This window comes from Bacillus sp. UNC125MFCrub1.1 (assembly GCF_000701305.1).
Classification (GTDB): Bacteria; Bacillota; Bacilli; order Bacillales; family Bacillaceae; genus Bacillus; species Bacillus altitudinis.
The window spans coordinates 320,486-341,439 of record NZ_JNIG01000010.1 but is presented as its reverse complement, the minus strand read 5'-3'; the positions used below and the strand labels follow the sequence as shown (position 1 = coordinate 341,439).

At 43.2% G+C, this 20,954-nt stretch carries 21 protein-coding genes; 12 read left to right on the top strand and 9 right to left on the bottom strand.

What is annotated here, in order from left to right:
- Window positions 1–2: 2 nt before the first annotated feature.
- Genes N521_RS06850 through N521_RS06840 form a run of 3 tightly spaced genes read right to left on the bottom strand, consistent with a single transcriptional unit; the run spans window position 3 to window position 1,942 of the window.
- Window positions 3–1,121: a PTS fructose transporter subunit IIC gene (locus N521_RS06850; RefSeq protein WP_017358746.1), complete on the bottom strand. Its 1,119-nt coding sequence runs from the start codon at window positions 1,119–1,121 to the stop codon at window positions 3–5.
- 36 nt (window positions 1,122–1,157) lie between these two features.
- Window positions 1,158–1,487, bottom strand: coding sequence for a PTS fructose transporter subunit IIB (locus N521_RS06845; protein WP_007498438.1), 330 nt, complete (start codon window positions 1,485–1,487; stop codon window positions 1,158–1,160).
- Entirely contained in the window at window positions 1,484–1,942 is a 459-nt protein-coding gene (locus N521_RS06840) for a PTS sugar transporter subunit IIA (RefSeq protein ID WP_035390588.1), read from the bottom strand. Before N521_RS06840 ends, N521_RS06845 begins: the two co-directional genes overlap by 4 nt.
- Before the next feature lie 242 nt (window positions 1,943–2,184).
- Here N521_RS06840 and N521_RS06835 point away from each other — a divergent pair, with 242 nt between their 5' ends.
- Window positions 2,185–4,851: a S8 family peptidase gene (locus N521_RS06835; protein WP_035390587.1), complete on the top strand. Its 2,667-nt coding sequence runs from the start codon at window positions 2,185–2,187 to the stop codon at window positions 4,849–4,851.
- 107 nt (window positions 4,852–4,958) lie between these two features.
- Window positions 4,959–5,441, top strand: coding sequence for a DUF2059 domain-containing protein (locus tag N521_RS06830; protein ID WP_007498435.1), 483 nt, complete (start codon window positions 4,959–4,961; stop codon window positions 5,439–5,441).
- Between the two features lie 346 nt (window positions 5,442–5,787).
- Here the strand turns inward: N521_RS06830 and N521_RS06825 are convergent, their stop codons facing one another.
- The 3 genes from N521_RS06825 to mmuM form a co-directional block, all read right to left on the bottom strand.
- Window positions 5,788–6,408 (bottom strand): hypothetical protein, encoded by a 621-nt coding sequence (locus N521_RS06825; protein WP_017366532.1) that lies wholly within the window; start codon window positions 6,406–6,408, stop codon window positions 5,788–5,790.
- Window positions 6,409–6,520: 112 nt separating this feature from the next.
- Window positions 6,521–7,924 (bottom strand): S-methylmethionine permease, encoded by a 1,404-nt coding sequence (gene mmuP / locus N521_RS06820; protein WP_035390586.1) that lies wholly within the window; start codon window positions 7,922–7,924, stop codon window positions 6,521–6,523.
- 46 nt (window positions 7,925–7,970) lie between these two features.
- Window positions 7,971–8,909, bottom strand: coding sequence for a homocysteine S-methyltransferase (gene mmuM, locus N521_RS06815; protein ID WP_035390584.1), 939 nt, complete (start codon window positions 8,907–8,909; stop codon window positions 7,971–7,973).
- Window positions 8,910–9,246: 337 nt separating this feature from the next.
- On the opposite strand from mmuM, the gene N521_RS06810 reads away from it, so the two are divergent.
- The 4 genes from N521_RS06810 (at window position 9,247) to N521_RS19645 (ending at window position 11,238) form a co-directional block, all read left to right on the top strand.
- A complete protein-coding gene (locus N521_RS06810; protein WP_025206673.1) occupies window positions 9,247–10,077 on the top strand; it encodes a YitT family protein in 831 nt (276 codons plus the stop codon).
- Between the two features lie 96 nt (window positions 10,078–10,173).
- Window positions 10,174–10,491, top strand: a complete 318-nt coding sequence (locus N521_RS06805; protein ID WP_025206674.1) for a PadR family transcriptional regulator — start codon at window positions 10,174–10,176, stop codon at window positions 10,489–10,491.
- The gene (locus N521_RS06800; RefSeq protein ID WP_035390581.1) at window positions 10,484–11,071 is read left to right on the top strand and encodes a DUF1700 domain-containing protein; all 588 of its coding nucleotides are present in this window, start codon (window positions 10,484–10,486) and stop codon (window positions 11,069–11,071) included. Before N521_RS06805 ends, N521_RS06800 begins: the two co-directional genes overlap by 8 nt.
- Window positions 11,068–11,238, top strand: a complete 171-nt coding sequence (locus N521_RS19645; protein WP_017360401.1) for a hypothetical protein — start codon at window positions 11,068–11,070, stop codon at window positions 11,236–11,238. The genes N521_RS06800 and N521_RS19645 overlap by 4 nt, the downstream gene beginning before the upstream one ends.
- A gap of 13 nt (window positions 11,239–11,251) precedes the next feature.
- On the opposite strand, the gene N521_RS06795 is transcribed toward N521_RS19645, so the two are convergent.
- A complete protein-coding gene (locus N521_RS06795; RefSeq protein ID WP_035390579.1) occupies window positions 11,252–12,469 on the bottom strand; it encodes a multidrug effflux MFS transporter in 1,218 nt (405 codons plus the stop codon).
- Between the two features lie 211 nt (window positions 12,470–12,680).
- Between N521_RS06795 and N521_RS06790 the strand changes: the two genes are divergently transcribed.
- Together N521_RS06790 and N521_RS06780 are read left to right on the top strand one after the other, a co-directional pair.
- Window positions 12,681–13,217 (top strand): GNAT family N-acetyltransferase, encoded by a 537-nt coding sequence (locus tag N521_RS06790; RefSeq protein WP_035390577.1) that lies wholly within the window; start codon window positions 12,681–12,683, stop codon window positions 13,215–13,217.
- 379 nt (window positions 13,218–13,596) lie between these two features.
- On the top strand, window positions 13,597–14,133 hold the full coding sequence (locus N521_RS06780) for a ribonuclease FAU-1 family protein (protein ID WP_035390575.1): 537 nt from the start codon (window positions 13,597–13,599) through the stop codon (window positions 14,131–14,133).
- A gap of 36 nt (window positions 14,134–14,169) precedes the next feature.
- Here the strand turns inward: N521_RS06780 and N521_RS06775 are convergent, their stop codons facing one another.
- Window positions 14,170–15,801, bottom strand: coding sequence for a S8 family peptidase (locus N521_RS06775; RefSeq protein WP_035390574.1), 1,632 nt, complete (start codon window positions 15,799–15,801; stop codon window positions 14,170–14,172).
- 170 nt (window positions 15,802–15,971) lie between these two features.
- Here N521_RS06775 and N521_RS06770 point away from each other — a divergent pair, with 170 nt between their 5' ends.
- The 4 genes from N521_RS06770 (at window position 15,972) to N521_RS06755 (ending at window position 20,458) form a co-directional block, all read left to right on the top strand.
- Window positions 15,972–17,456, top strand: a complete 1,485-nt coding sequence (locus N521_RS06770) for an amidase (RefSeq protein WP_035390573.1) — start codon at window positions 15,972–15,974, stop codon at window positions 17,454–17,456.
- A 45-nt stretch (window positions 17,457–17,501) separates the two neighbouring features.
- Window positions 17,502–18,065: a TetR/AcrR family transcriptional regulator gene (locus tag N521_RS06765; protein WP_035390572.1), complete on the top strand. Its 564-nt coding sequence runs from the start codon at window positions 17,502–17,504 to the stop codon at window positions 18,063–18,065.
- 80 nt (window positions 18,066–18,145) lie between these two features.
- The gene (locus N521_RS06760; RefSeq protein ID WP_035390571.1) at window positions 18,146–19,168 is read left to right on the top strand and encodes a quercetin 2,3-dioxygenase; all 1,023 of its coding nucleotides are present in this window, start codon (window positions 18,146–18,148) and stop codon (window positions 19,166–19,168) included.
- 156 nt (window positions 19,169–19,324) lie between these two features.
- Window positions 19,325–20,458 (top strand): zinc-dependent alcohol dehydrogenase, encoded by a 1,134-nt coding sequence (locus tag N521_RS06755; protein ID WP_035390568.1) that lies wholly within the window; start codon window positions 19,325–19,327, stop codon window positions 20,456–20,458.
- Window positions 20,459–20,479: 21 nt separating this feature from the next.
- Here the strand turns inward: N521_RS06755 and N521_RS06750 are convergent, their stop codons facing one another.
- On the bottom strand, window positions 20,480–20,917 hold the full coding sequence (locus N521_RS06750) for a MarR family winged helix-turn-helix transcriptional regulator (protein ID WP_024719020.1): 438 nt from the start codon (window positions 20,915–20,917) through the stop codon (window positions 20,480–20,482).
- Window positions 20,918–20,954: the final 37 nt, after the last annotated feature.

Below are 20,954 nucleotides of genomic sequence, written 5' to 3'. Positions count from 1 at the left end.
AATTATCCTTCTAGCACAAGGTCAAAATCATCTTCTTCTTTCTGCTTCTGATCATGTTCTGGCTTTTGGGGTTCTTTTTTCTCAGAGAAGTTCACAAGTAGGTTGGCACCAATTCCAATAACAAGTGCGCCAGTTAGCGCGCCGATTAAATATGCCCACCAGTTTCCTACTGAGAAGAATCCGTAGAGTCCGCCAATTGGCGGCATGATGTCATGGACACCTAATAAGGCAGCAACCCCGCTTCCAGCAGCACAAGCGACGACATTCAGCGGAATCAATTTCAAAGGATTGACGAGTGTAAAGGGAATGGCTCCTTCTGTAATCCCGATAATCCCCATCACAAGACCGCCTCGTCCGGCTTCTCTAAACGTAGGAGAGAAGTTGCGTTTTCGAATCAATGTCGCAAGCCCGTATCCAAGCGGAGGAATGACAATCGCGATATTGACGAGAATGGCAGGAAGATAGACACCTGATAGGAAGAGCGCGTTACCAGCCATCCAAGCTGATTTATTCACTGGGCCGCCAAGATCAAAGCCAATCATGGCACCTAGAATGAGAGCAAGTGCGAGTGTACTTGTTCCATCTGCAACCATGCCTTTGATCCATTCAATTAATGCGGTGTTCAAAGCCCCTAATGGACCGCCCAGCAGAACGGACATGAGAAGTCCGGTTAAGCCAACAGTAATGAGCGGTAAGATGAGCAGAGGGACGAGTCCAGCTGCAGAGCCTTGAATTTGAATTTTTCTTTTCACAAAGAGAGCGACATACCCGGCAAAGAAACCTGCAATGACGGCGCCGATAAAACCAGCATTTGTTGAGCTGGCAAGAGCTCCGCCGATAAAGCCGGCCGCAAGACCTGATTTATCCGCAATCGAATAGGCAATAAAGCCAGCGAGCAGTACGTTCATTAAGCCAATGCCTGTCCAGCCAACCTGTTCCATCAAATAGGCACCATGTAAAATCCCGCCTGCATCTTTATAGGCGTTTAAATCTGACACACCAAAACCTAACCCGACTAGTTTGGCTAAACCAACGATAAGTGAAGCTCCGATGATCACCGGAAGAATATAAGAAATACCGGTCATGAGGTGGCCTTCAATGACTTTTAATTTTGCTTTCATTCTGCTTTGCTCCTTTCTATATGGCATTGCTCTTGTTTATTGGGATTCAGATTTTTTCTTTTCAACCAGCGCAACGGCTTTTGTGATGATTTGCTCGGCATTTTTTAGGGCGCGTCCGATTTCGACACGAACAGTAGGAATACCTGAGAAGCGTTCAGCGTCGTTAATGTGCTGATTGGAGGCGATAATGCAAAGGTCTGCCTGCTTGGCTTCCTCTGCTGTAATGCCATTCACTTGTCCCATAATTCCTTGTTGTTCGATTTTAATCTCGTGTCCAAGCTGTTTACCCGCATTCTCTAATGCTTTTGCTGCCATTGGTGTATGAGCTAACCCTGCTGGGCATGAAGTGACACCGACAATTTTCATTGTGTAATCCCCTCTTTCAATTGTTGTTCAATGACTTCGTAATAATAGTCTGCTGTTCGACCGGGTTGAATCTTTTCGATGAAAGCAGGCTCCATTAAACTTGTGGCAATGCCAGACAGTAATTTGAGGTGTGTGACATTGGCCTCTTCTAGTGGAACGAGCAGTGTAAATAAATAACTTGTTGGCAAATCGTCGAAGCTTCCCCATTCAATGGGTTGTTCAAGTTCTAAAAAGAGAAGTGAAGCCGTTTGAACAGCAGAGCTTTTTGTATGAGGAATCGCAAAACCTTGCTGAAGTCCTGTTGAGACTTCGTCTTCGCGTTTCAACAAATCTGTTAATAACCCTGACTGATCATCTGTAATGTGAAGGTCTTCAGCTTTCTCGGAAATGTATTGTAAAATCTCATTCTTTGATCGACCGTTTACTTGTGTAAAAACATGATCTTTTTGGAACAAGCTGATCCCTTCTCTCTTGTTTGTTAAGCGCTTACAATTTGATTGTAATGTACTTTTCAACATGGTTAAATAGCATCATTTTCCGTTTGAAATGGCAAAAAGTTTATGAAGCGATTAGACTAGTCATCTGAATATCTCAAATCCTAGCTTAAAACGAGTTTAATTATGTCAAAAATAGATTCTACTAAAAAGGATTCTGTGATATTCTTCCAAGGTATTGTAAAAGATAAGGGGGTCTTTTCATGTTTAAAAAGCAGGTCAAATCCTGTGTGGTTGTACTCATGGCCATCATTCTATGTATGGCTGCATTACCTGGGTACAAGGCATCAGCAGTTAGTAAAGGCACAAGTGTCAATGAAGCCATTGGGTTAAAAAATGGTGAAGTCATCTCAGGTACATTACAGAATGAAAAAGAAGAGTCATGGTACCAAATCACGCCATCTGCACAAGATGTGGCAAAACATACACATATGCAAATTGCTGTCAAAAGCAAACAAGTGTTATCTGTATCGGTCTACCCAAGTAAGGATAGAGCGATAAAGGATGACACTTATTCGAGATATCGTGTGGACACAGCAAGTGGAGAGACAGAAATCAACTTCCCGCATGCATGGTCAGGTCCTTACTATGTCAAAGTGCTGTATTTAGGTTCAGAGGAAGACAGCCGTGATGAGGAAGAGGATGCAGCATATACAATCGGGTATAAAGGCGCGAATCTTCCGCCATCTGAACCGATTTTCCCTGAAGAAGAAGAGCCAGGGATCATCATTATTGAGAAAAAGCATGGACGTCAAATTCTTCAATCCATTCGTACGATCGAAGACAAACGATTCAATGAAACAGCCGATGGTCAGAAGCTTACACGTCTGCTACAAAAAACAAAGCCGTTTCTTAAATCTAAACTCATCAACAATCAAAAAAAGCAGCAAACGGTGTACAATCATTTGCTTACATTAAAATCATTGCTGAATGACGTAGAGAAAAATGGTGCATTCAGCGGTCATATCGTCACAGAGAAAGAGCAACAGGCGATCCGTTCCCTTTTTGATATGCTCAAAGAGGCAAGTCCAGCCTATCTAAAAAAGGAATTAGAAGCAGTGGGGCAAAAAGTAGGAATCGATCAGCTTGAAGGAAAATCGATCGGTTATGTATTAGAGAAACAAAAGCTTGTTCCAGAAGAAAAGGTCAACACAAACAAAATCATCTTTAAATTAAAGGATGGACAAACGCTTCAATCCGCAAAAAAGAAAATGAAAAGCTACGGAATTCAAGAAAACCGTGTGACATCTCAATCAGTAAATCCTTTATTTAAAGGAATGTATGTTTACGATGTACCGGCAGGGAAAGAATCAGCTGGCAAAACGCTTAAAGCAGGCAAAGCTGTGATCAAAAGCACGGCGAGAAAGCTTTCTAGTATGCCGAATGTTGAATTTGCAGAGCCTGTACAAACGTATCGTGCGCTCAGTAATGACGCGCAGTATGGTTACCAGTGGCCGCTGAAAAACAGTGCGCAGAACAGTGGGAAAAAAGGCGCTGATGTGAAGTTTGAACAAATGAATACATTGATTGGCACAAGCAAAATGAAGCAAACGTTAATTGCTGTTGTGGATACAGGTGTCGACAGCCGTTTGTCCGATTTAAGCGGAACGGTTCGCACAGACTTAGGTGCTAATCTGATTGGCCGTAATAAAGATGCAATTGATGACAATGGCCACGGTACCCATGTGGCAGGTATCATTGCAGCAAAAGCCGACAATCATTACTCCATGGCAGGGCTGAATCAACATACAGGTATCATCCCAGTCAAAGTGCTGGATGCGTATGGAAATGGAGATACAGAGCATATTGCTCTTGGCATTAAACATGCAGTGGACAAAGGTGCAAAGGTCATCAACATGAGCCTCGGTGGCTACTATAGCAAGGTCATTGAATATGCGATGAACTATGCTGCACAAAAAAATGTATTAGTGGTAGTGGCGAGCGGAAACGATGGCATTCCAGAAATGGGTTATCCTGCGACTTCCAAATATGCCATGGCAGTTGGTGCAAGCAATCGCATGGATATTGCCGCTGAATTCTCAAGCTATGGGAAAGGATTAAGCATGTCTGCACCAGGGTCCGATATCCCAAGCTTAATGCCTGATGGGAATGTTTCATACTTGAGCGGGACATCAATGGCTACACCGTATGTTGCAGCAGCAGCAGGATTACTGCTTTCTAAAAATCCAACCCTGAAACCAAACCAAGTGAGAAATATTTTACAAAATACAGCGGATGATATTTCATTTAAAGCTGTTGATGGAACAGATGACATTTTCTATGATGAAAATGACGAGCCTGTTGTCGATCCGAAAATTCCGGGTATCGATTGGATGACTGGACATGGCAGACTCAATGCTTTTGCCGCATTAAGTGCTGTTGAATTAAACGCATCAGTCAGCAAAGTAGAAGATCAGCATCAAAAGGTGACAGGAAAGGCGAAAGCCGGCGCTGCCATTTCTGTGTATAGAGGCAAAACCCTGCTTGGAAAAGGCACGGCAAGCAAAAAGGGAACCTTTAGTGTGAAGATCAAGCATCAAAACAAAAATAAAGTGCTTCACATCAAGATATCAAAAGGAAAGGCTGCGACTTCGCTCAAAACGGTCGTGAAAAAGGGCAAAGCACCAGCTAAGCCAAAGGTGAATCGAGTAACAGTGAAAAGTAAAACGGTCAAAGGAACTGCGGGTGCAGGCTTGACAATCAAGGTGAAGAACAAATCAAAGAAAGTCATTCAAACGGTCAAAACCAATAGCAAAGGCGCATTTACGGCTAAAATCAAGCCGCAAAAAGCCAAAACCGTCTTGTATGTGACGGCTTCAGATGTGAGAAAAAGAGAAAGTAAAGCAGTGAAAGTTGTTGTGAAAAAATAGTTTTGCAGCTTCCCTTTTGAATAAAAAGGGAAGTTTTTGTTTTTTACTGGAAAAATGACAATAACTGTCGATAGTAATATAGTAGGAAAAAAAAGGAGGATTTATCGATGAAAAAAATCATGTTTGCTTTCTTTCTATCATTGCTTCTCGTTTTCCCAAGCTTTGCACATGCAGAGGAAACAGGAGCAGTACCAGCATCCGTACAAGTAACAGGCGTCACAGCAGCAGACGGTGGTATGGTTAATTACGGTTCTGGCAGTAAATATCGTGTAGGTTCATATTATCCAGCTACTTTTAAAGGAACATTAAAGGACACAAGTGGTCAACTCATGGCGAATCAGCCAATTCAGCTTTATTTTGAAGCAGCAATCAAATCATATGCTCAAACAGCGACAGGTACAACAGACGAGAATGGACAATTTTCACTAACGATTCAAGTTCCTGCAGGTGCAGGCTACCGTACATACAATAATGCAGGCTGGTCTACACATTACTACGATATCGTTCCAGTGACTTTTACTTCAAACGACATCACGCTATCTTCAAATGTGACAAGTGTGTACCATTTGGCATATACATCACGTTACTAATCTGCTAGAAGAGGCGACTTGGCGAAATTCCTGTCGTTTTCATAGAAAAAAAGGATGTCAGCTAGTGACATCCTTTTCTTTTTGTTAGCAAACCTGCTGGGCGGCAACCGAAAGAGTCGATAAACAAACACTCATGAGCCGTTTCTCCCAGATTCGATCGAGCATTGAGCTTTTCATCTTGAACTTTGATGGATAAGAACTTTGAATACTTGAGCTTTCAGCTTTGAACGTTCAGCTTTGAGCTTTTATCATGGATCATCCTAAGATGATCATCAGATGAGGAGGGAATGACCTTTCCCTCGGAGGTGTTTAGTCCTATCGATTTTCGGCTCACTAACAAAATCGACTAGTCGATCTGTATTTTTGTCAAGGTATTGCTTTCTGACAAGGAGAAATCCACTTCCATTTGGAAATCTTCAATCTCTTTCGAAAGCTGTTCAATCTTCACTCGGAGACGAAGAGGGTCAATGATCGCCGCCTCATTTTCAGCTAGGAATGACTTGACGATCTCTTGGTTGGCAGCGGCTTGTGTTTTCCCGTCTTTCCCAAATAGTGTTTCTAAATGCTGATCCAGTCTCTTTTTCACATCTTCATTGATTTGTTCTGACCGGTCAACCAGCTCTGTGTAGACCTTTTTTAATTTTCGTAAATAACGAATATCGTAATCTATGGATGTCTTGCGTTCAATGGCTTCTGCTACGGTCATGCTAACACCCGCCACCTCAATCGTTGTCGTAGCATTCGACACAACGATGGCTGATTTAATGGCATTTCGGCGTTTGATTAATGCTTGAATCGATTGGTCATCTGCTTTTGCCTTTTTTTCTACTTCTTCTTGATTTTGAAATCCGTTCTGTATATGTTTCCCGATGATCAAACCACCGAGTACGGCTTCATCAATCGTTCGGCTGATTCTCTTATCTAACATTTTCAGTTCACTTAATGCTCTTGTAATGGTCATTTCCATATTAAAAACAGCTCCCTTGATTCATCCTGAAAATCATAGATTCCTATCATATACCAAAATGTCTTTGTTTTGCTAGTGATATCCTTTTTTGGGACAAACAAAAACCCTGGTGCTATACACCAGGTTTTTCTCGTTTTTTCTGAATCCATGTTGTCATGTAATAGGCAGCATAGCAGAGTGCGATAAAAGGGATACCGCAGATAAGAGCAATACGCTGATTTGGATCAAAAGCAATGCCGATCACAGATGCAAGGCATAGGAGGAAGGCAGCAATCGGAACCACCGGATAGAGCGGGGTTCGGAAAGATAAATCATGAAGCTGTCCGCCATCCTGTAAGAATTTTTTGCGAAACATGAACTGTGAAGCTGCAATTCCCATCCATACAACAACAACGGCGAGTCCAGAGATTGAAACAAGAACCAGATACACCGTTTCAGGTGCGATGACACTCGATAGCAAAGAGAGAATGCCCCCAATCATACTCAAAATGAGTGCATTCAAAGGAATTCCCTTTGACGTCAATTTTGCCAGCTTTTTAGGTAATGTTCGTTCTTCAGAAAGGGACCATAGCATGCGAGATGAAGCGTATAGTCCTGAGTTTGCAGCAGATAAGATCGCCGTCAGAATGACAAAGTTCATAAAATCTGCCGCATAAGGAATACCGATGCGGTCAAAGACCACAACGAAAGGACTTTTGATCACCCCGGCTTCTTCTACTGGAATTAAGCCGGCTAAGACCACGATCGTTCCGACGAAAAACAGGACAAGACGTAGCACAGTCGTGCGAATCGCCCGGGGAATGGTCTCATCTGGATTGACACTTTCGCCCGCAGCAATCCCAATTAGCTCAGTACCCGAAAAAGCAAAATTAACAGCCAGCATTGTCATTAAAATCGGTAAAAAGCCGTTTGGGAAGAGACCCCCATCTCCAGTGAAGTTAGAGAAGAACGGAGCGGCCTCACCGCCTTTTAGTGGAATCAATCCAAACATCGCGGCTCCGCCAAGGATAATAAAGAGAATAATAGCCATGACTTTAATGCTAGAAAACCAAAATTCCGATTCTGCAAAAAACTTAACTGTAAAAGCATTGAGTAAAAAGATGAGAATGGCAAAAACACCGCTCCACATCCAAACTGATGTGTCCGGGAACCAGCGCTGCATTAAAAGACCTGCCGCTGTAAATTCTGAACCAAGTGCCACGGTCCATGTCAGCCAATAAAGCCAAGCCACTGTATAGCCAGTGCCGGGCCCAATGTATTTTGTTGCATATGTGTGAAAAGCGCCTGTAACCGGCATTGCGACAGACAGTTCACCTAAACAGAGCATCACGAGATACACAATTAATGCCCCAACCAGATAAGCCAAAATCGTTCCCGCAGGTCCGGCCTGATTGATCGTATATCCTGAACTTAAAAAGAGTCCTGTGCCAATCACGCCACCTAAAGAAAGCATGAACAGGTGACGGCTTGTCATTTTTCGTTGATATTGTTGTGACTGATCTTTTGCTTGTTCCATGTCTTCCCGCCCTTTTGCTTAAAAGTATGTGTGTTGAGTCATGATGCTACGATGTTGCCTGTTTTAAGATATCGGTAATATCCTCTGGTGTCGTCCGGCAGCAGCCGCCGATGATTTGTGCGCCGTCTTTATACCATTGCTGCGCACATTCACCAAATGTATGGTGAGACGTATCGCCGCTCCAAACCTTTTCTTCAGGATCATATAATTCCCCTGAGTTCGGATACACGACAATCGGTTTGCTCGTCCCTTTTTTCATCTCCTGAATAAGAGAAGACATATATTGCGGCGGTGTACAGTTTACGCCAACAGCAGCGATTTGCTCATATGGCTCGAGTGCTTGTACACAGTCTCTAAGTAAATCTCCTTCACTAATGTGCTGACCATCTTTTGCACTAAATGTAATCCACGCATATACACCGCTGAACTCATCCTCCAGCAGTTTAGCGATGGCGATCGCTTCAATGAGACAAGGGATGGTTTCACAAGCGAGAATATCTGCACCAGCCTCTACCAATGCTTGAATTCTTGGTCTGTGAAAATCAATGAGCGCCTGCTCTGTGAGTCCGTAATTCCCCTTATATTCTGAACCGTCAGACAAATAAGCGCCGAAGGGCCCCACAGATCCAGCGACAAATGGTTTTGTCCGCTCTTTACGTTGTGTCTCATCCTGCCAAAACTGCTCACATGCTTCTTTTGCTAAAATGACAGATCGTTTCATTAATTCGATGGCTTCTTCTTTTGTATAGCCTTTTTCAGCAAAGCCATCAATTGTCGTTTGGTAGCTGGCTGTTGTTGCACAGTCAGCACCTGCTTGGAAGTAGTCCAAGTGTACTTGCTGAATCAATTCTGGCTGTTCAATGAGGATTTTGGCTGACCATAAACTGTCGTTTAAATCACAGCCCTTTCGTTCAAGCTCCGTTGCAAGTGCACCATCTAAAATCAATGGTGTGTGAGCCTGTAAACGGCTTTGAATAGGATTCATATAAATCAAACAGCCTCCTTTGTCGATCGGAAATAATGGATATGATATGAGGCAGTAGTTTAAATGACTAAAGTGTTTTTGTCAAGGAGAGGAATAAGCATCATATGACGGAAAAACCCTGAAAACATGCGGGTTTGAGTGCATAAACATACAGTTGAAATAATAGAAAACCAAGTCATTGACAGCCTCTAAAAAGAGATATATATTATGGAAAGGTTCATTTCAGAAAGCTTCATCAAAAGGCGCCGTCTTTTGATTTTTATTTTGTCCAACGACTGTCTTCTTTCGTGCAGAAAGAGGGTTTTTTATATGCTTAAAAAAAGGAGGAAAGAAGAAATTGAAAAAATGTGTAAAAGATATTGCAATGATTCTAGTTGGTTCTTTTTTATTTGCTGCAGCTGTGAACATGTTTGTCATTCCACTTGAGTTTGGTGAAGGCGGCGTAACGGGGCTGTCCATCATTTTCTACTATATGTTTGAGATTGCGCCGTGGCTGACAAACCTTGTGTTGAATGCGATTTTATTACTTGTGGGGTATAAATACTTGGACAAGAAGACCACGATCTACACAGTGGTAGCTGTCGCAAGTAACTCTCTATTTTTACATTTGACCACTACATGGGTGGTGAATGTCCATGAATTGATCATTGGTTCTATTTTCGCTGGGATCATCATTGGGATTGGTATTGGTCTTGTTTTAAGAGCGGGCGGTACAACAGCGGGATCTGCCATTCTTGGTCGAATTGCGAATAAGTATCTAGACTGGAACGTGAGCTACGCCATCTTGTTCTTTGATCTGATCGTTGTTTTTGCTTCTTACTTTATTATTGGTGCGGAAAAATTAATGTTTACGATTGTGATGCTGTATGTGGCGACTAAGGTGATGGACTTCGTCATAGAAGGGCTTAACACGAAAAAAGCAGTGACGATCATTTCTTCATGCAAAGATGATATTGCAGAAGAAATCAATCACACCTTGGATCGAGGCGTGACAATATTAAACGGTCGCGGTCATTATTCAAAGGAATCGAAGGAAATTCTCTATGCGGTCATTCAAAAACAGGAGCTGATGCGTTTAAAGAAAATCATTAAGAAAATTGATCGAGACGCATTCGTTGTTGTCCATGACGTGCGTGATGTGTTTGGAGAAGGATTTGTGAATATATAAAAACGAAAAGACCCAAAAGGGTCTTTTTTTATATTTTATACCTCTTGTCACATCATACTATGTATTGTATAGTATAAATAGTTAGGAGTTGTAAACATGAATGCACAACTAAAAAAAGGATTACTGGAATTCTGTGTACTGGCGGTATTAAAGAAAGGCGATTCCTATGGTTATCAAATGATTAAAGATATGTCCCATTGTATTGAGATTTCAGAATCGACATTATATCCGATATTAAAGCGGTTAGAGCAAAACAATTATGTGGAGACCTATTCACAGGAACATAACAGTCGATTAAGAAAATACTACCGGATGACAAAGAACGGACGGGAGCATATCGCGCAATTTTTAGCGGAATGGGATCAAGTGATGGCGATTTACGACTTTATTTCTGGAGGACAGAGCAATGAATAAAAAAGAATTTTTAGCCAGCTTGGAGAAGCATCTGCATCGTCTAGGCGAAAAAGAAAGTGATCGGTTCATCGAGTATTACGATGAAATGATCGAGGATTATCAGGAAGATGGCTACAGTGAACAGGAGGCAGTTCATCAAGTCGGTCAGCCTGCCATCATCGCTGAAGGGATTATGAAGGAACAAGGAATCAAAACCGTTCAGGTGCCGACGTTTGGAGAAAAAGCCACAAGACTCTCCATCCTCATTTTGGGCTTTCCGTTATGGGGCAGTATTCTAGCAACAGTCTTCCTGCTGATTCTTTCTGTGTATATGGTGATTTGGTGCATTCCACTCGTGACAGGTACAATGACGCTAGTTGGTCTGCTCGGCGGTTTTTGGAGCATCATTGGTTCTCCGTTTATCTTTCAAGACGGTTTGCATGTGGTGGTGACGCAGATCGGAGTTGGTATTCTTCTATTAGGTGTCGGATTATTAAGCGGCATAGCCACGGCGTATTTGACAAAGCTATTTGTGCAAGGGACTGTTCAATCCACTAAGGCATTCATGGGAATGTTTAAAAAGAAGGTCGTGAGAGTATGAACGTGAATGATTTAAAAAAGCAATGCATCAAATGGGGGATCATCTTCACCGTTGCCGGAGGAATTGTCATGGCAATTGGTTTTGGACTTTCAGGCTTTGACCTAGATGCATATCAAAATAATGACCAGTACAATGTGTTCCGCACGATCAATTGGAGCAAGCCATAAATGAAAGGCCCGCTTATGCGGGTCTTTTTTTCGCTCTGGCAACAAAGAAAAAATAACAGCAAAGTGCGCCAAGGTCACAGAGCATAATAATCAGCCCCATGGGAAAGGCAGTCTGGCTTCCAGCTAAGCCGACAAGGGGTGTCATGCATGCGCCAAGAAGCATTTGTGCCACACCGATGAGGGCAGCGGCACTTCCAGCATGCGCACCGTGATGTTGCATCGCAAGAGACGGTGCAGACGTGCCGACAATCCCAACGCTTGAGACCACAAAAAAGAGCGGGATGAGGATGCCATAAAGCCCTGCATCAATAGAGATCATCACACACAAGGTGACGCCCCCTAAAGTAGCTGTCAGCAGCCCGATGCGAAGGACTTTCTCCTCACCAATTTTCGAAGCAACGCGGGCAAATACTTGTCCGGCTGTGATGATGCCAAGACTATTCACCGCAAAGGCAGCACTGAAGCCTTGCGGAGAAAGGTTGAAAATCTCCTGCAATACAAACGGTGATCCAGAGATATACGCAAACATTGCTGCGAAGACAAGTCCTTGTGAGAGAGCATATCCGACAAAGAGTCGATCGCTCGCTAGAATTTTCATCGCACCTAGGATCTGTTTAAAGCCTCCAGTCTGTCTACGTTCCACAGGTAAGCTTTCTTTCAATGAAAACATCGATCTTAGAAGCATGAGCGCCCCGAGGATTCCTAGCAGAACAAATACTCCCTGCCACGTCGTGAACCGTAACATTTGTCCGCCCACGATCGGTGCCGCTGCAGGAGCCACTCCGTTGACTAACATGAGCAAAGCAAAGAATTTCGTCATTTCTGAGCCTTCATAATGATCTCTCACGATGGCTCGTGCAATAACAATGCCTGCTGAACCAGCAAGTCCTTGAATCAGCCTTAAAAGAATGAATGTCCAAATTGATGTGACCACTGTACATAAAAGAGAGGCCGCAATAAAAATGATCAATCCAACCATCAGCGGCTTTCTTCTGCCAACTGTATCACTGATTGGACCTGCAATGAGCTGTCCAAGCGCAAGTCCAATCAAACAAGCCATGAGACTTAACTGAGACAGCGCCGTGCTTGCTTCAAAGTCACGGGCGATATTAGGTAAAGCAGGTAAATACATATCCATTGCCAGCGGTGCAAGGGCTGTTAAAGAGCCAAGAAGCGCGGCAAGGAGGAATCGATTTTTTTTCGATTCTTGGGGATAAGATAAAGAATTCATATGATGACACTCCTCGTATACGTCCTCAAATCAGCATAATGAATCAAGCTTTCCATTTCAATCAAAATTTTCAAAGAAGTTTTCGTGCAAAATCATTGATCTTTCGAAGGAGACTCTTTACATTGAATGAGTAGAGAAAAGAATTAGATCATCGGCATGCAGTGATTGCATGATACGTATATCCATTCATAGACAAACAGGAGGTGCTGGCATGGAGAAGCAAGAGTTGATCATTCGTCAAGCGGTGAGCGAAGATCATGAGGCGATCACACATGTGCTGATCAAATCATACGCACAGTATGAGCCTCAATTTACAGAGGAAGGCTGGCAAAATTATTCTGCAGCCCTGCGAGCGGCTGTAGATAACCCAAACATGGAGTTGATGCTTGTGGCCGAGCTTGAGGGCAAGGTCGTGGGGACCCTTCAAATGTTCCGATCATCAGAACAGGCATATGACAAGCCGGAGATGGGCATTACTTCAGCGATTGTCCGGTTTTTAGGGGTAGATCCTGATGTGAGAGGAAAAGGTATTGCAGAGTCATTGTTGCGTAAAAGTATAGAACTGACGCAATCGTGGGGCGAGAACGTCCTGTACCTTCATACGTCGGATAAAATGCAGGCCGCCATTCGTTTATATGAAAGAATGGGCTTCGAACGGGCACTTGATAAAGAATTTGTGAATCAAAATGGGACGCATGTGAAGAGCTATCAGTATGTGATCAAAAAAGAACAGCCGGCTGGCTCATAATATACACCGAATAAGAAGAGGAAGAGTATGTCCTGCATGGACGGGACTCTTCCTTTTTCTCATGACACCCATACGTTCAGTGCCATATATGAAAAGCACCAGGAGATTAACCCAAACATGACCAGGAATTTTAACACATGTTCATAAAGGGTTAGCTTTCGATCATTTTCGTTTTCACAAGCCGCCAGTAAAGGGCATAACCACAAAAAACCAAGATGATTTGTCCGAGTTCTGCTACGGTTTCGATGATTGTGATTCCGTTCATTTGTTTTCATCTCACCATATGTCTTCCATAGACAGCAGCAGTGAACCTTTATTTCTTCAAAAGAAAGCAGTGTATACTAGAATAAGAAGTAGATGCAGAAGGGGTTGTGACCGATTGTTTCCGCTATATGCAAATTCTTGGGATGACGTAATCGAGAGAAAAATCAAATACGATGATCAGGTTGTGGAACATACGTGTCAGCTGTTAGACGCACAGGAGCAGCAAGTCGTGTTGTTTCATAAAATTCAAGAACCATTTACAATGGTTGCTGGTGATGGCACTGTCACGATTCCAAAAGGGAGTTATACGACCGCCTATTATTGGACGGACCGGCCTTACAATGTCTATTTTTGGCGAGATGATCAAGGTAATGAACTTGGCTCTTATGTGAATATCGTCAGACATACATGGTTTGAAGAACGGGCGGTTGTTTTTGAAGATTTATTGATTGATCTACTCGTTCTTCCGAATGGTGATTTCTTTGTTTTGGATGAAGATGAACTGCCGGAGAGTTTAGCTTCCTTTGAGCAGGGCTCGGTTCATCGAGCACTCCGTGATGTCATCCATTCAATAGCGCACATCCTCGATCAAGTGAGGCTGGATGCGAAAGGGAAATATCATCACACCTTGTTTCAGAAGATGTTGAAATAGAAAAACGATTCCTTGCTGAAAGGAATCGTTTTTTTATCAAACCTTGATCCGGTTGATTCGTTTTTGTAAATCAGTTTTTGTTTTAGATGCTTTTAGTTGTTTGACCGCACTTTGAGCGGTTGCTTTTGTTTTCTTTGTTCGTTTGGCTTCCGCTTTTTTTACTTTTTGTTTGGCATCTGTCACTTTCTTTTGATAGGCGACTTGTTTTTTGACTTTGTCGAGCCGGTTTTGCAGGCTTGTTTTTTCTTTGCCTTTGGATAGCTTTTTAATAGCCGTTTGGGCACTTTTAATCGAGCCTTGGGTTTTACTTTTTTCAGCTGATTTGACCTTCGCTCGTGCGTCACGAATATCAATGGCTGTTTGGACTTTTTTGACTCGGTCAGTGAGTGCGGTTTTTTGCTTGCTGGCAGTTAGTCTGCCAATTTTCGTTTTGGCTTGATCAACATCTGTCTGTTTTTTAGATGTTTCGGCTGTCTTGACTGCGCTTGTCGCAGCCTTTAAAAAGGTTGACTGCGGCACATATTGCACGCGGCCATAGCCGAATTGTGAATCTTTTCCTTTTGCGCCGAGATCGACTGTATAGCTGCGCAATAAAGTGCGGAGCTGAACATTTGTTTTCTTAGGATGTAGCTGTTTTAACAGCGCCAGCATCCCTGTGACATGCGGTGCCGCTTGTGATGTACCGGTTGCATACCAATATTCATTTTTCAAATAGGTACTGATGACGTTCTCGCCGGGAGCGGAAAATTCAATTCCTTTCCCCGTATTAGAGATGGAGGCGAGTTTGTCTTTGTCTGTCGTTGCGGAAACAGCAATGACGCTATTGTATGCGGCAGGATAACTAATCCCATTCTTCTTTCCATCATTTCCACTTGCAGCAACGACCAGCAGTCCTTTTTTGTATGCTTCATCAACTGCTGAACGTAAAATCGGAATGTTATCTTCAAAAGCTAGACTTAGGTTGATGATGTCCATCTTATTGCTAATCGCCCAATCAATGCCTCGGAGCAGACTGTATAAGTCGCCCTCTCCTTTTTTATCTAATACTTTTACAGCATACAGCTTCACACCAGAAGCGACGCCGACCGTACCGTAATCATTATTGAGCGCCCCAATTGTACCGGCGACATGTGTTCCATGTCCTTCATCATCTTTGTAAGAAGACGTGTAATCGACGAATGATTTACCGCCGGCTACCTTTAAATCTTCATGTGGGAAAATACCAGTATCGAGAACGGCTACTTTCACATTTTTCCCTGTCACACCTTCTTTGATTGCTTGCTTTACATTGAGCTTCTGCAAGTTATAAGATTTTTGTACCAAAGCATCCTGGCCAGTAGCAGCAGCCGTTTTTTTCATGGTAGCAGCAGCGAGTTTGATCCTAACGTTTTTTGAAACATAAGCGATGTTCGGGTCTTTTTTAAGTGAGGTGACAGCTTGCTCATCTGCTGTCACTGCTACAGCTGGAAGATGTATGTATTGAGCGTTCACTTTTTCACTTTCTTGAATAGCCGTCTGTTTTCCTTTTTGATTTTTATAGACGATGATGACATCTGTTTCTTTTGGTGGTGCAGCTGCCTGCGAATGGAAGGGCAAAGCAGTTGTCAAAGCAAGAAGAAACGCGATGACCACGACGATTTTCTTTTTCAAGGCAATGGCTCCTTGCATACGAGATGACCTCCGTCTTTTTTTCTTTATTATATCGGAGAAATAAGATGGATGGTTAGAAGAATCATAGTCTAGAAAGAAAGTTTTTTTCACACGTATCCCGAAATTGAATTTCATAGAATTCTAGTAGACAATAGAGAGATCATAATATGAGAAAGAAGGACATGCCGATGAATGTAAAAGAGTATATGACGTATGATGCGACAGGACTGGCGTCACTTGTGCAGAAAAAGCAGGTCACGCCCGAAGAGCTTGTACAAGCTGCATTTACTAGATTGGAAGAAGTGAATCCAGTACTAAATGCGGTGATTCATACTAGACGAGATCAAGTGTTCAAAGACATGAAGTCACTAGATGCGGATCAGCCTTTTGCTGGTGTTCCGTTTGTGTTGAAAAATATATCGCAGGGGCTGGAGAATGAACCTTTGACGGCGGGTGCTTTGCTGTTAAAGGATGTAAAGGCGCAAACAGATTCCCACTTTGTCCGTCGATTGAAGCAGGCTGGGCTCCTCATGATCGGTCATACGAACACACCTGAATTCGGATTGCGAAATGTGACAGAACCCTTTTTATATGGTCCGACGAGAAACCCTTGGAATGCTGACTATTCTCCGGGCGGTTCAAGCGGCGGGACGGCAGCAGCTGTGGCAAGCGGCATCGTACCGGCGGGTGGAGCGAGTGATGGCGGAGGGTCTATTCGGATTCCGGCATCCTTTACTGGTTTATTTGGACTCAAGCCAACAAGGGGGAGAACACCGGTCGGCCCGGGTGCAGGAAGGCAGTGGCAAGGAGCTTCCATTGATTTTACGCTCACAAAAACAGTTCGAGACAGTGCAGCCCTGCTTGATTTGCTTCAAGTCATTCAGCCAGAGGCTGCGTTCCAAACGCCATTATATGACGGTAGCTATCAGGAGGATTTGGTGAAACGAACCTCTTCTATGCGAATTGCTTACAGTGTAGACTCTCCAGTAGGCACGAAGGTGAGTGAGGAAGCAAAGCAGGCAGTCTTGAACACTGTGAAATGGCTGAGTGAACAAGGGCATCAAATAGAGGAAGCGAAGCCGGACATTGATGGTGTCCATCTGATGCAGCAATATTATGTCATGAACAGCGGTGAAATGTCTGCCTTATTTACCTCTCTGGCTCGTTCATTCGGGCGTCCGGTGCAGCCGGAGGAGACAGATATTGTGGCATGGGTACTGGCGGAAGCAGGAAAAAATGTGACAGCTGCTGCTTATACAGAAAGTCTTGATGCATGGGATATGGCCGCTGCAAAAATGGCTGCATTTCATCAAACCTACGATCTATATGTGACCCCAGCTACTGCCTATTCGGCTCCAAAGGTTGGCGAGCTGATGCATAACGAACAAGAAATGTCTGCATTGTTACGTGTGTCATCCCTTTCAATGCAAGCACAGCAGGATCTGATTTATGAAATGTTCCTCAAGAGTTTGACCTACACACCATTTACACAGCTGGCTAACCTAACCGGCCAGCCATCTATGAGTGTGCCAGTTCATCTCACAGAAGCAGGCATGCCTTTAGGCGTACAGGTGACAGCACCGAAAGGAAAAGAGGACTGGCTGCTCAGACTGGCGTCAGAAATAGAATCATCCTCATTATGGAAAGGAACGCATCCATTACTGAATCAATAATACAATGGCATCGACGTTGGTCTATGGAGGAAAGGAGTGTCACACGTGAGTACGAAGGACAAAATCATTCAAACGGCCGCACTTCTTTTACGTAAACAGGGGTATCATGCGACAGGGTTGAATCAAATCATTCGAGAGAGCGGCACGCCGAAAGGATCTCTTTATTATTACTTTCCAAATGGAAAAGAAGAGCTAGCCATAGCAGCCGTTGAATATATTAGTCAAAGGGTCATCGATCAAATTGAAGCAAGCTTTGCCTATTCTGATGACCCATATGTCGCCGTCGATCATTTTATGACAAATATTATTCGGGGTTTTATGGAGCAAGAAAGTGAAAGAGGGATACCGATTGTCTTACTGGCGGCAGAGTCAAAACCTGAACATACAAAACTTCATGCTGCATGCAAACAAGAAATGATCCGCTGGCAAGAGCTTGTCAAAAAAAAGCTGATGAATAGCGGATATGATGAAATAAAAGCGGATGAGCGGGCATCTCTCCTTCATTCAATGGTCATCGGCGGATTATCAATGACTACTGTATTAAAGCAAACGACACCTTTAGAGCACGTAAAATGTTACCTTAGACACTTATTTATGCGAGAAGAGTAAAATCTCTCGCATATTGCCTATCTATTATATCAATTGGTCTATATAATAAAGATAGTCAATTAGTCATGAGGAGTGATGGGATGTCGGAGCAACCACAATCGATCAAGCAATCCGAAGATACCTCTTTTTATACCGTGTCCGGTTCGGGGGAGCTGTATGGTTTGGAAAATCAGCTTGTACATGTGCTGGCAGAAGCAAATCAAACAAATCAACTGTTTGAGCTTGTCTTAATCACAGGTGGGAAAGGTGCTTACTTTCCGCTGCATTGTCATGAGACGCTATTTGAAACCATCTTTGTGCTGGAAGGGAAGCTGGAAGTGATACTGGACGGTAAAAAGTATATGGTGACGGCCTGCGATTATATTCATATTCCGCCCAAAACAATTCATGGCTATAGAATGCATAGTCACAAAACAAGGTTTATTTCTTATACACTGGGCGGGCAAATGACAGATGTCTATCAGCAAATCGGAAAGAGGCTGTTGCAGAATGAATGGCCGATGACTGATCACCCATTTGATGCAGACAGCTTTCATCAGGCTGAAAAAGAAAGCGATATCATATTGATGCACGGCATTAGGGAGCTATCCAATACAACCAAGCCAGCTGTTTTGTTTCATAGTCAGCTCCCGCGCGCAGTGCAGCCATATGTGCTGGAGGCTGGTGAAGGAAAGCAATACATGGTCGAAGGTCAGCTTCATGAGCTGATTGCGACAACGGAAACAACAGGAGACGGATTTAGTTATTTTGTGATTGAAGGGACAAAGGGAAAAGGATTACGTTCGCATTATCATGAAATGCATACAGAAGCACTTTATTGTGTTGAAGGCAGAATCAATCTTCAGTTAAACGGAGAAAATATTTGCTTGATGCCAGGGGATTTTGCCTATATTCCTCCGAATACCGTTCACTTGTATGAATTCGTGTCTCATTCAAATAAAATGTTGGTTTTGCTGCTGCCTGGCTATATTGAGCAAGTGTTTGAACAATTTGAAGAAGCACAAAGTCCAGGTATGTGCCCTTATTTTATACAGGAAGGGAACATGATGGAGGGTGGGGAGACCTCTGCTCAGTATGATTTGGTGTTTGTCGAAGATAAATAGCTGTGTAACGCGTTACACAGCTTTGAATAAACAGCCTGTCGAATCACGGGTTATTTTGTTTTCCCTTGTGGAACAGCATCCCTATTCATATGTATGAACCATCCATTCAAGGTGAAGCTATAGAAATGATGACTTGAACTAAAGGAGGAAATGCAAATGAGAGCTGTCACCTATCAAGGGAAAAGCCGCATTGCGGTAAAGGAAGTAGCTGCACCATCCATACAAGATCGTGAAGATGTCATCGTTCGGATAACATCTACAGCTATTTGTGGGTCAGATTTACATTTATATCAAGGGAATTTCCCGCTTCCTATCGGCTATGTGATTGGGCATGAACCGATGGGGGTGGTAGAGGAAGTCGGGCCGGATGTCACTGCGGTGAAAAAGGGAGATCGTGTCGTTATTCCATTTACCGTGGCGTGTGGTCAATGCCAGTATTGCCATCACCATTTAGAAAGTCAATGCGATCACTCAAATCCTCATTATGATTCAGGCGGACTTTTTGGATACAGTGAGAAATATGGGAATTACCCCGGAGGACAGGCTGAATATTTACGTGTGCCCTTTGGAAACTATACACCATTTAAGGTGCCGGATGATTGTGAGCTAGAGGATGAACAATTGCTGTTTTTATCAGATGTTCTGCCAACTGCTTATTGGAGTGTAGAACACGCAGGTGTAAAAAAGGGGGATACAGTCATTGTGCTGGGGTGTGGACCTGTTGGGTTAATGGCACAGCAATTTGCTTGGCAAAAGGGCGCAGAGCGGGTCATTGCTGTTGATTACATTGACTACCGTCTACATCATGCAAAACGAATGAGCGGCGTAGAAGTATTTGATTTTACAGAAGACCCTGACATGGGAGAAACCCTAAAGGAGCTCACAAAAGGCGGGGCGGATGTTGTCATTGATTGTGTGGGGATGGATGGGAAAAAGTCACCGCTTGAAAAGATTGAACAGAAGCTCAAGCTGCAAGGCGGAACGATAGGGCCCATTCAAATTGCCACAAAAGCCGTGAGGAAATGCGGGACTGTTCAGCTGACGGGTGTGTATGGAGGTCTTTACAATATGTTCCCATTGGGTGCTTTTTTCGCAAGAAACGTCACGCTGAAAATGGGACAGGCACCGGCGAGAGGGTACATGTCAAAGCTTTATCAAAAAGTGACAACCGGGGAAATTGATCCTAGAGCGATCATCACACATCAATTGCCGCTAGATGACGCAGCTCATGCGTATCACATATTCAATGAAAAACAAGATGATTGTATAAAAGTCATCTTAAAGCCATAAAAAGAAGGCTTAGGATATTTCCTAAGCCTTTAATGTATACTCGTCCATCATTTTTTCGATTAATTCAAAAAATGTTTTTTTATCTTCTTCTGATAGGTGATTGAACAGTTGATTGACAAGTAGCTGACGATTGTCGATCATTTGTCTGGCGATTTGTTCACCTGATTCAGAGAGTGTAATCCATACCGTACGGCGGTCATTGTTATTTCTAGAGCGGATAATCAGCCCTTCATCTTCTAAGTGATTGAGAGCGGTTGTTGTTGCGGAGGGAGATAATGAAACTTCCTGCAGAATATTTTTCACAGTACATGATTGATGGCGGTAGATGATGCGTAAAATAAACCCTTTTACATTCGTGACGTTTTTCGGGATATTCTCTTCATCTATTCGTTTCGTCGCCTTTAAATACTTTGTCAGTGCATGGTCTAACAAACTTGCCTCTAGCTCGAAATGTTGCATTCTCCATACCTCTTTTCCTATTGCATTCGCATTTTCC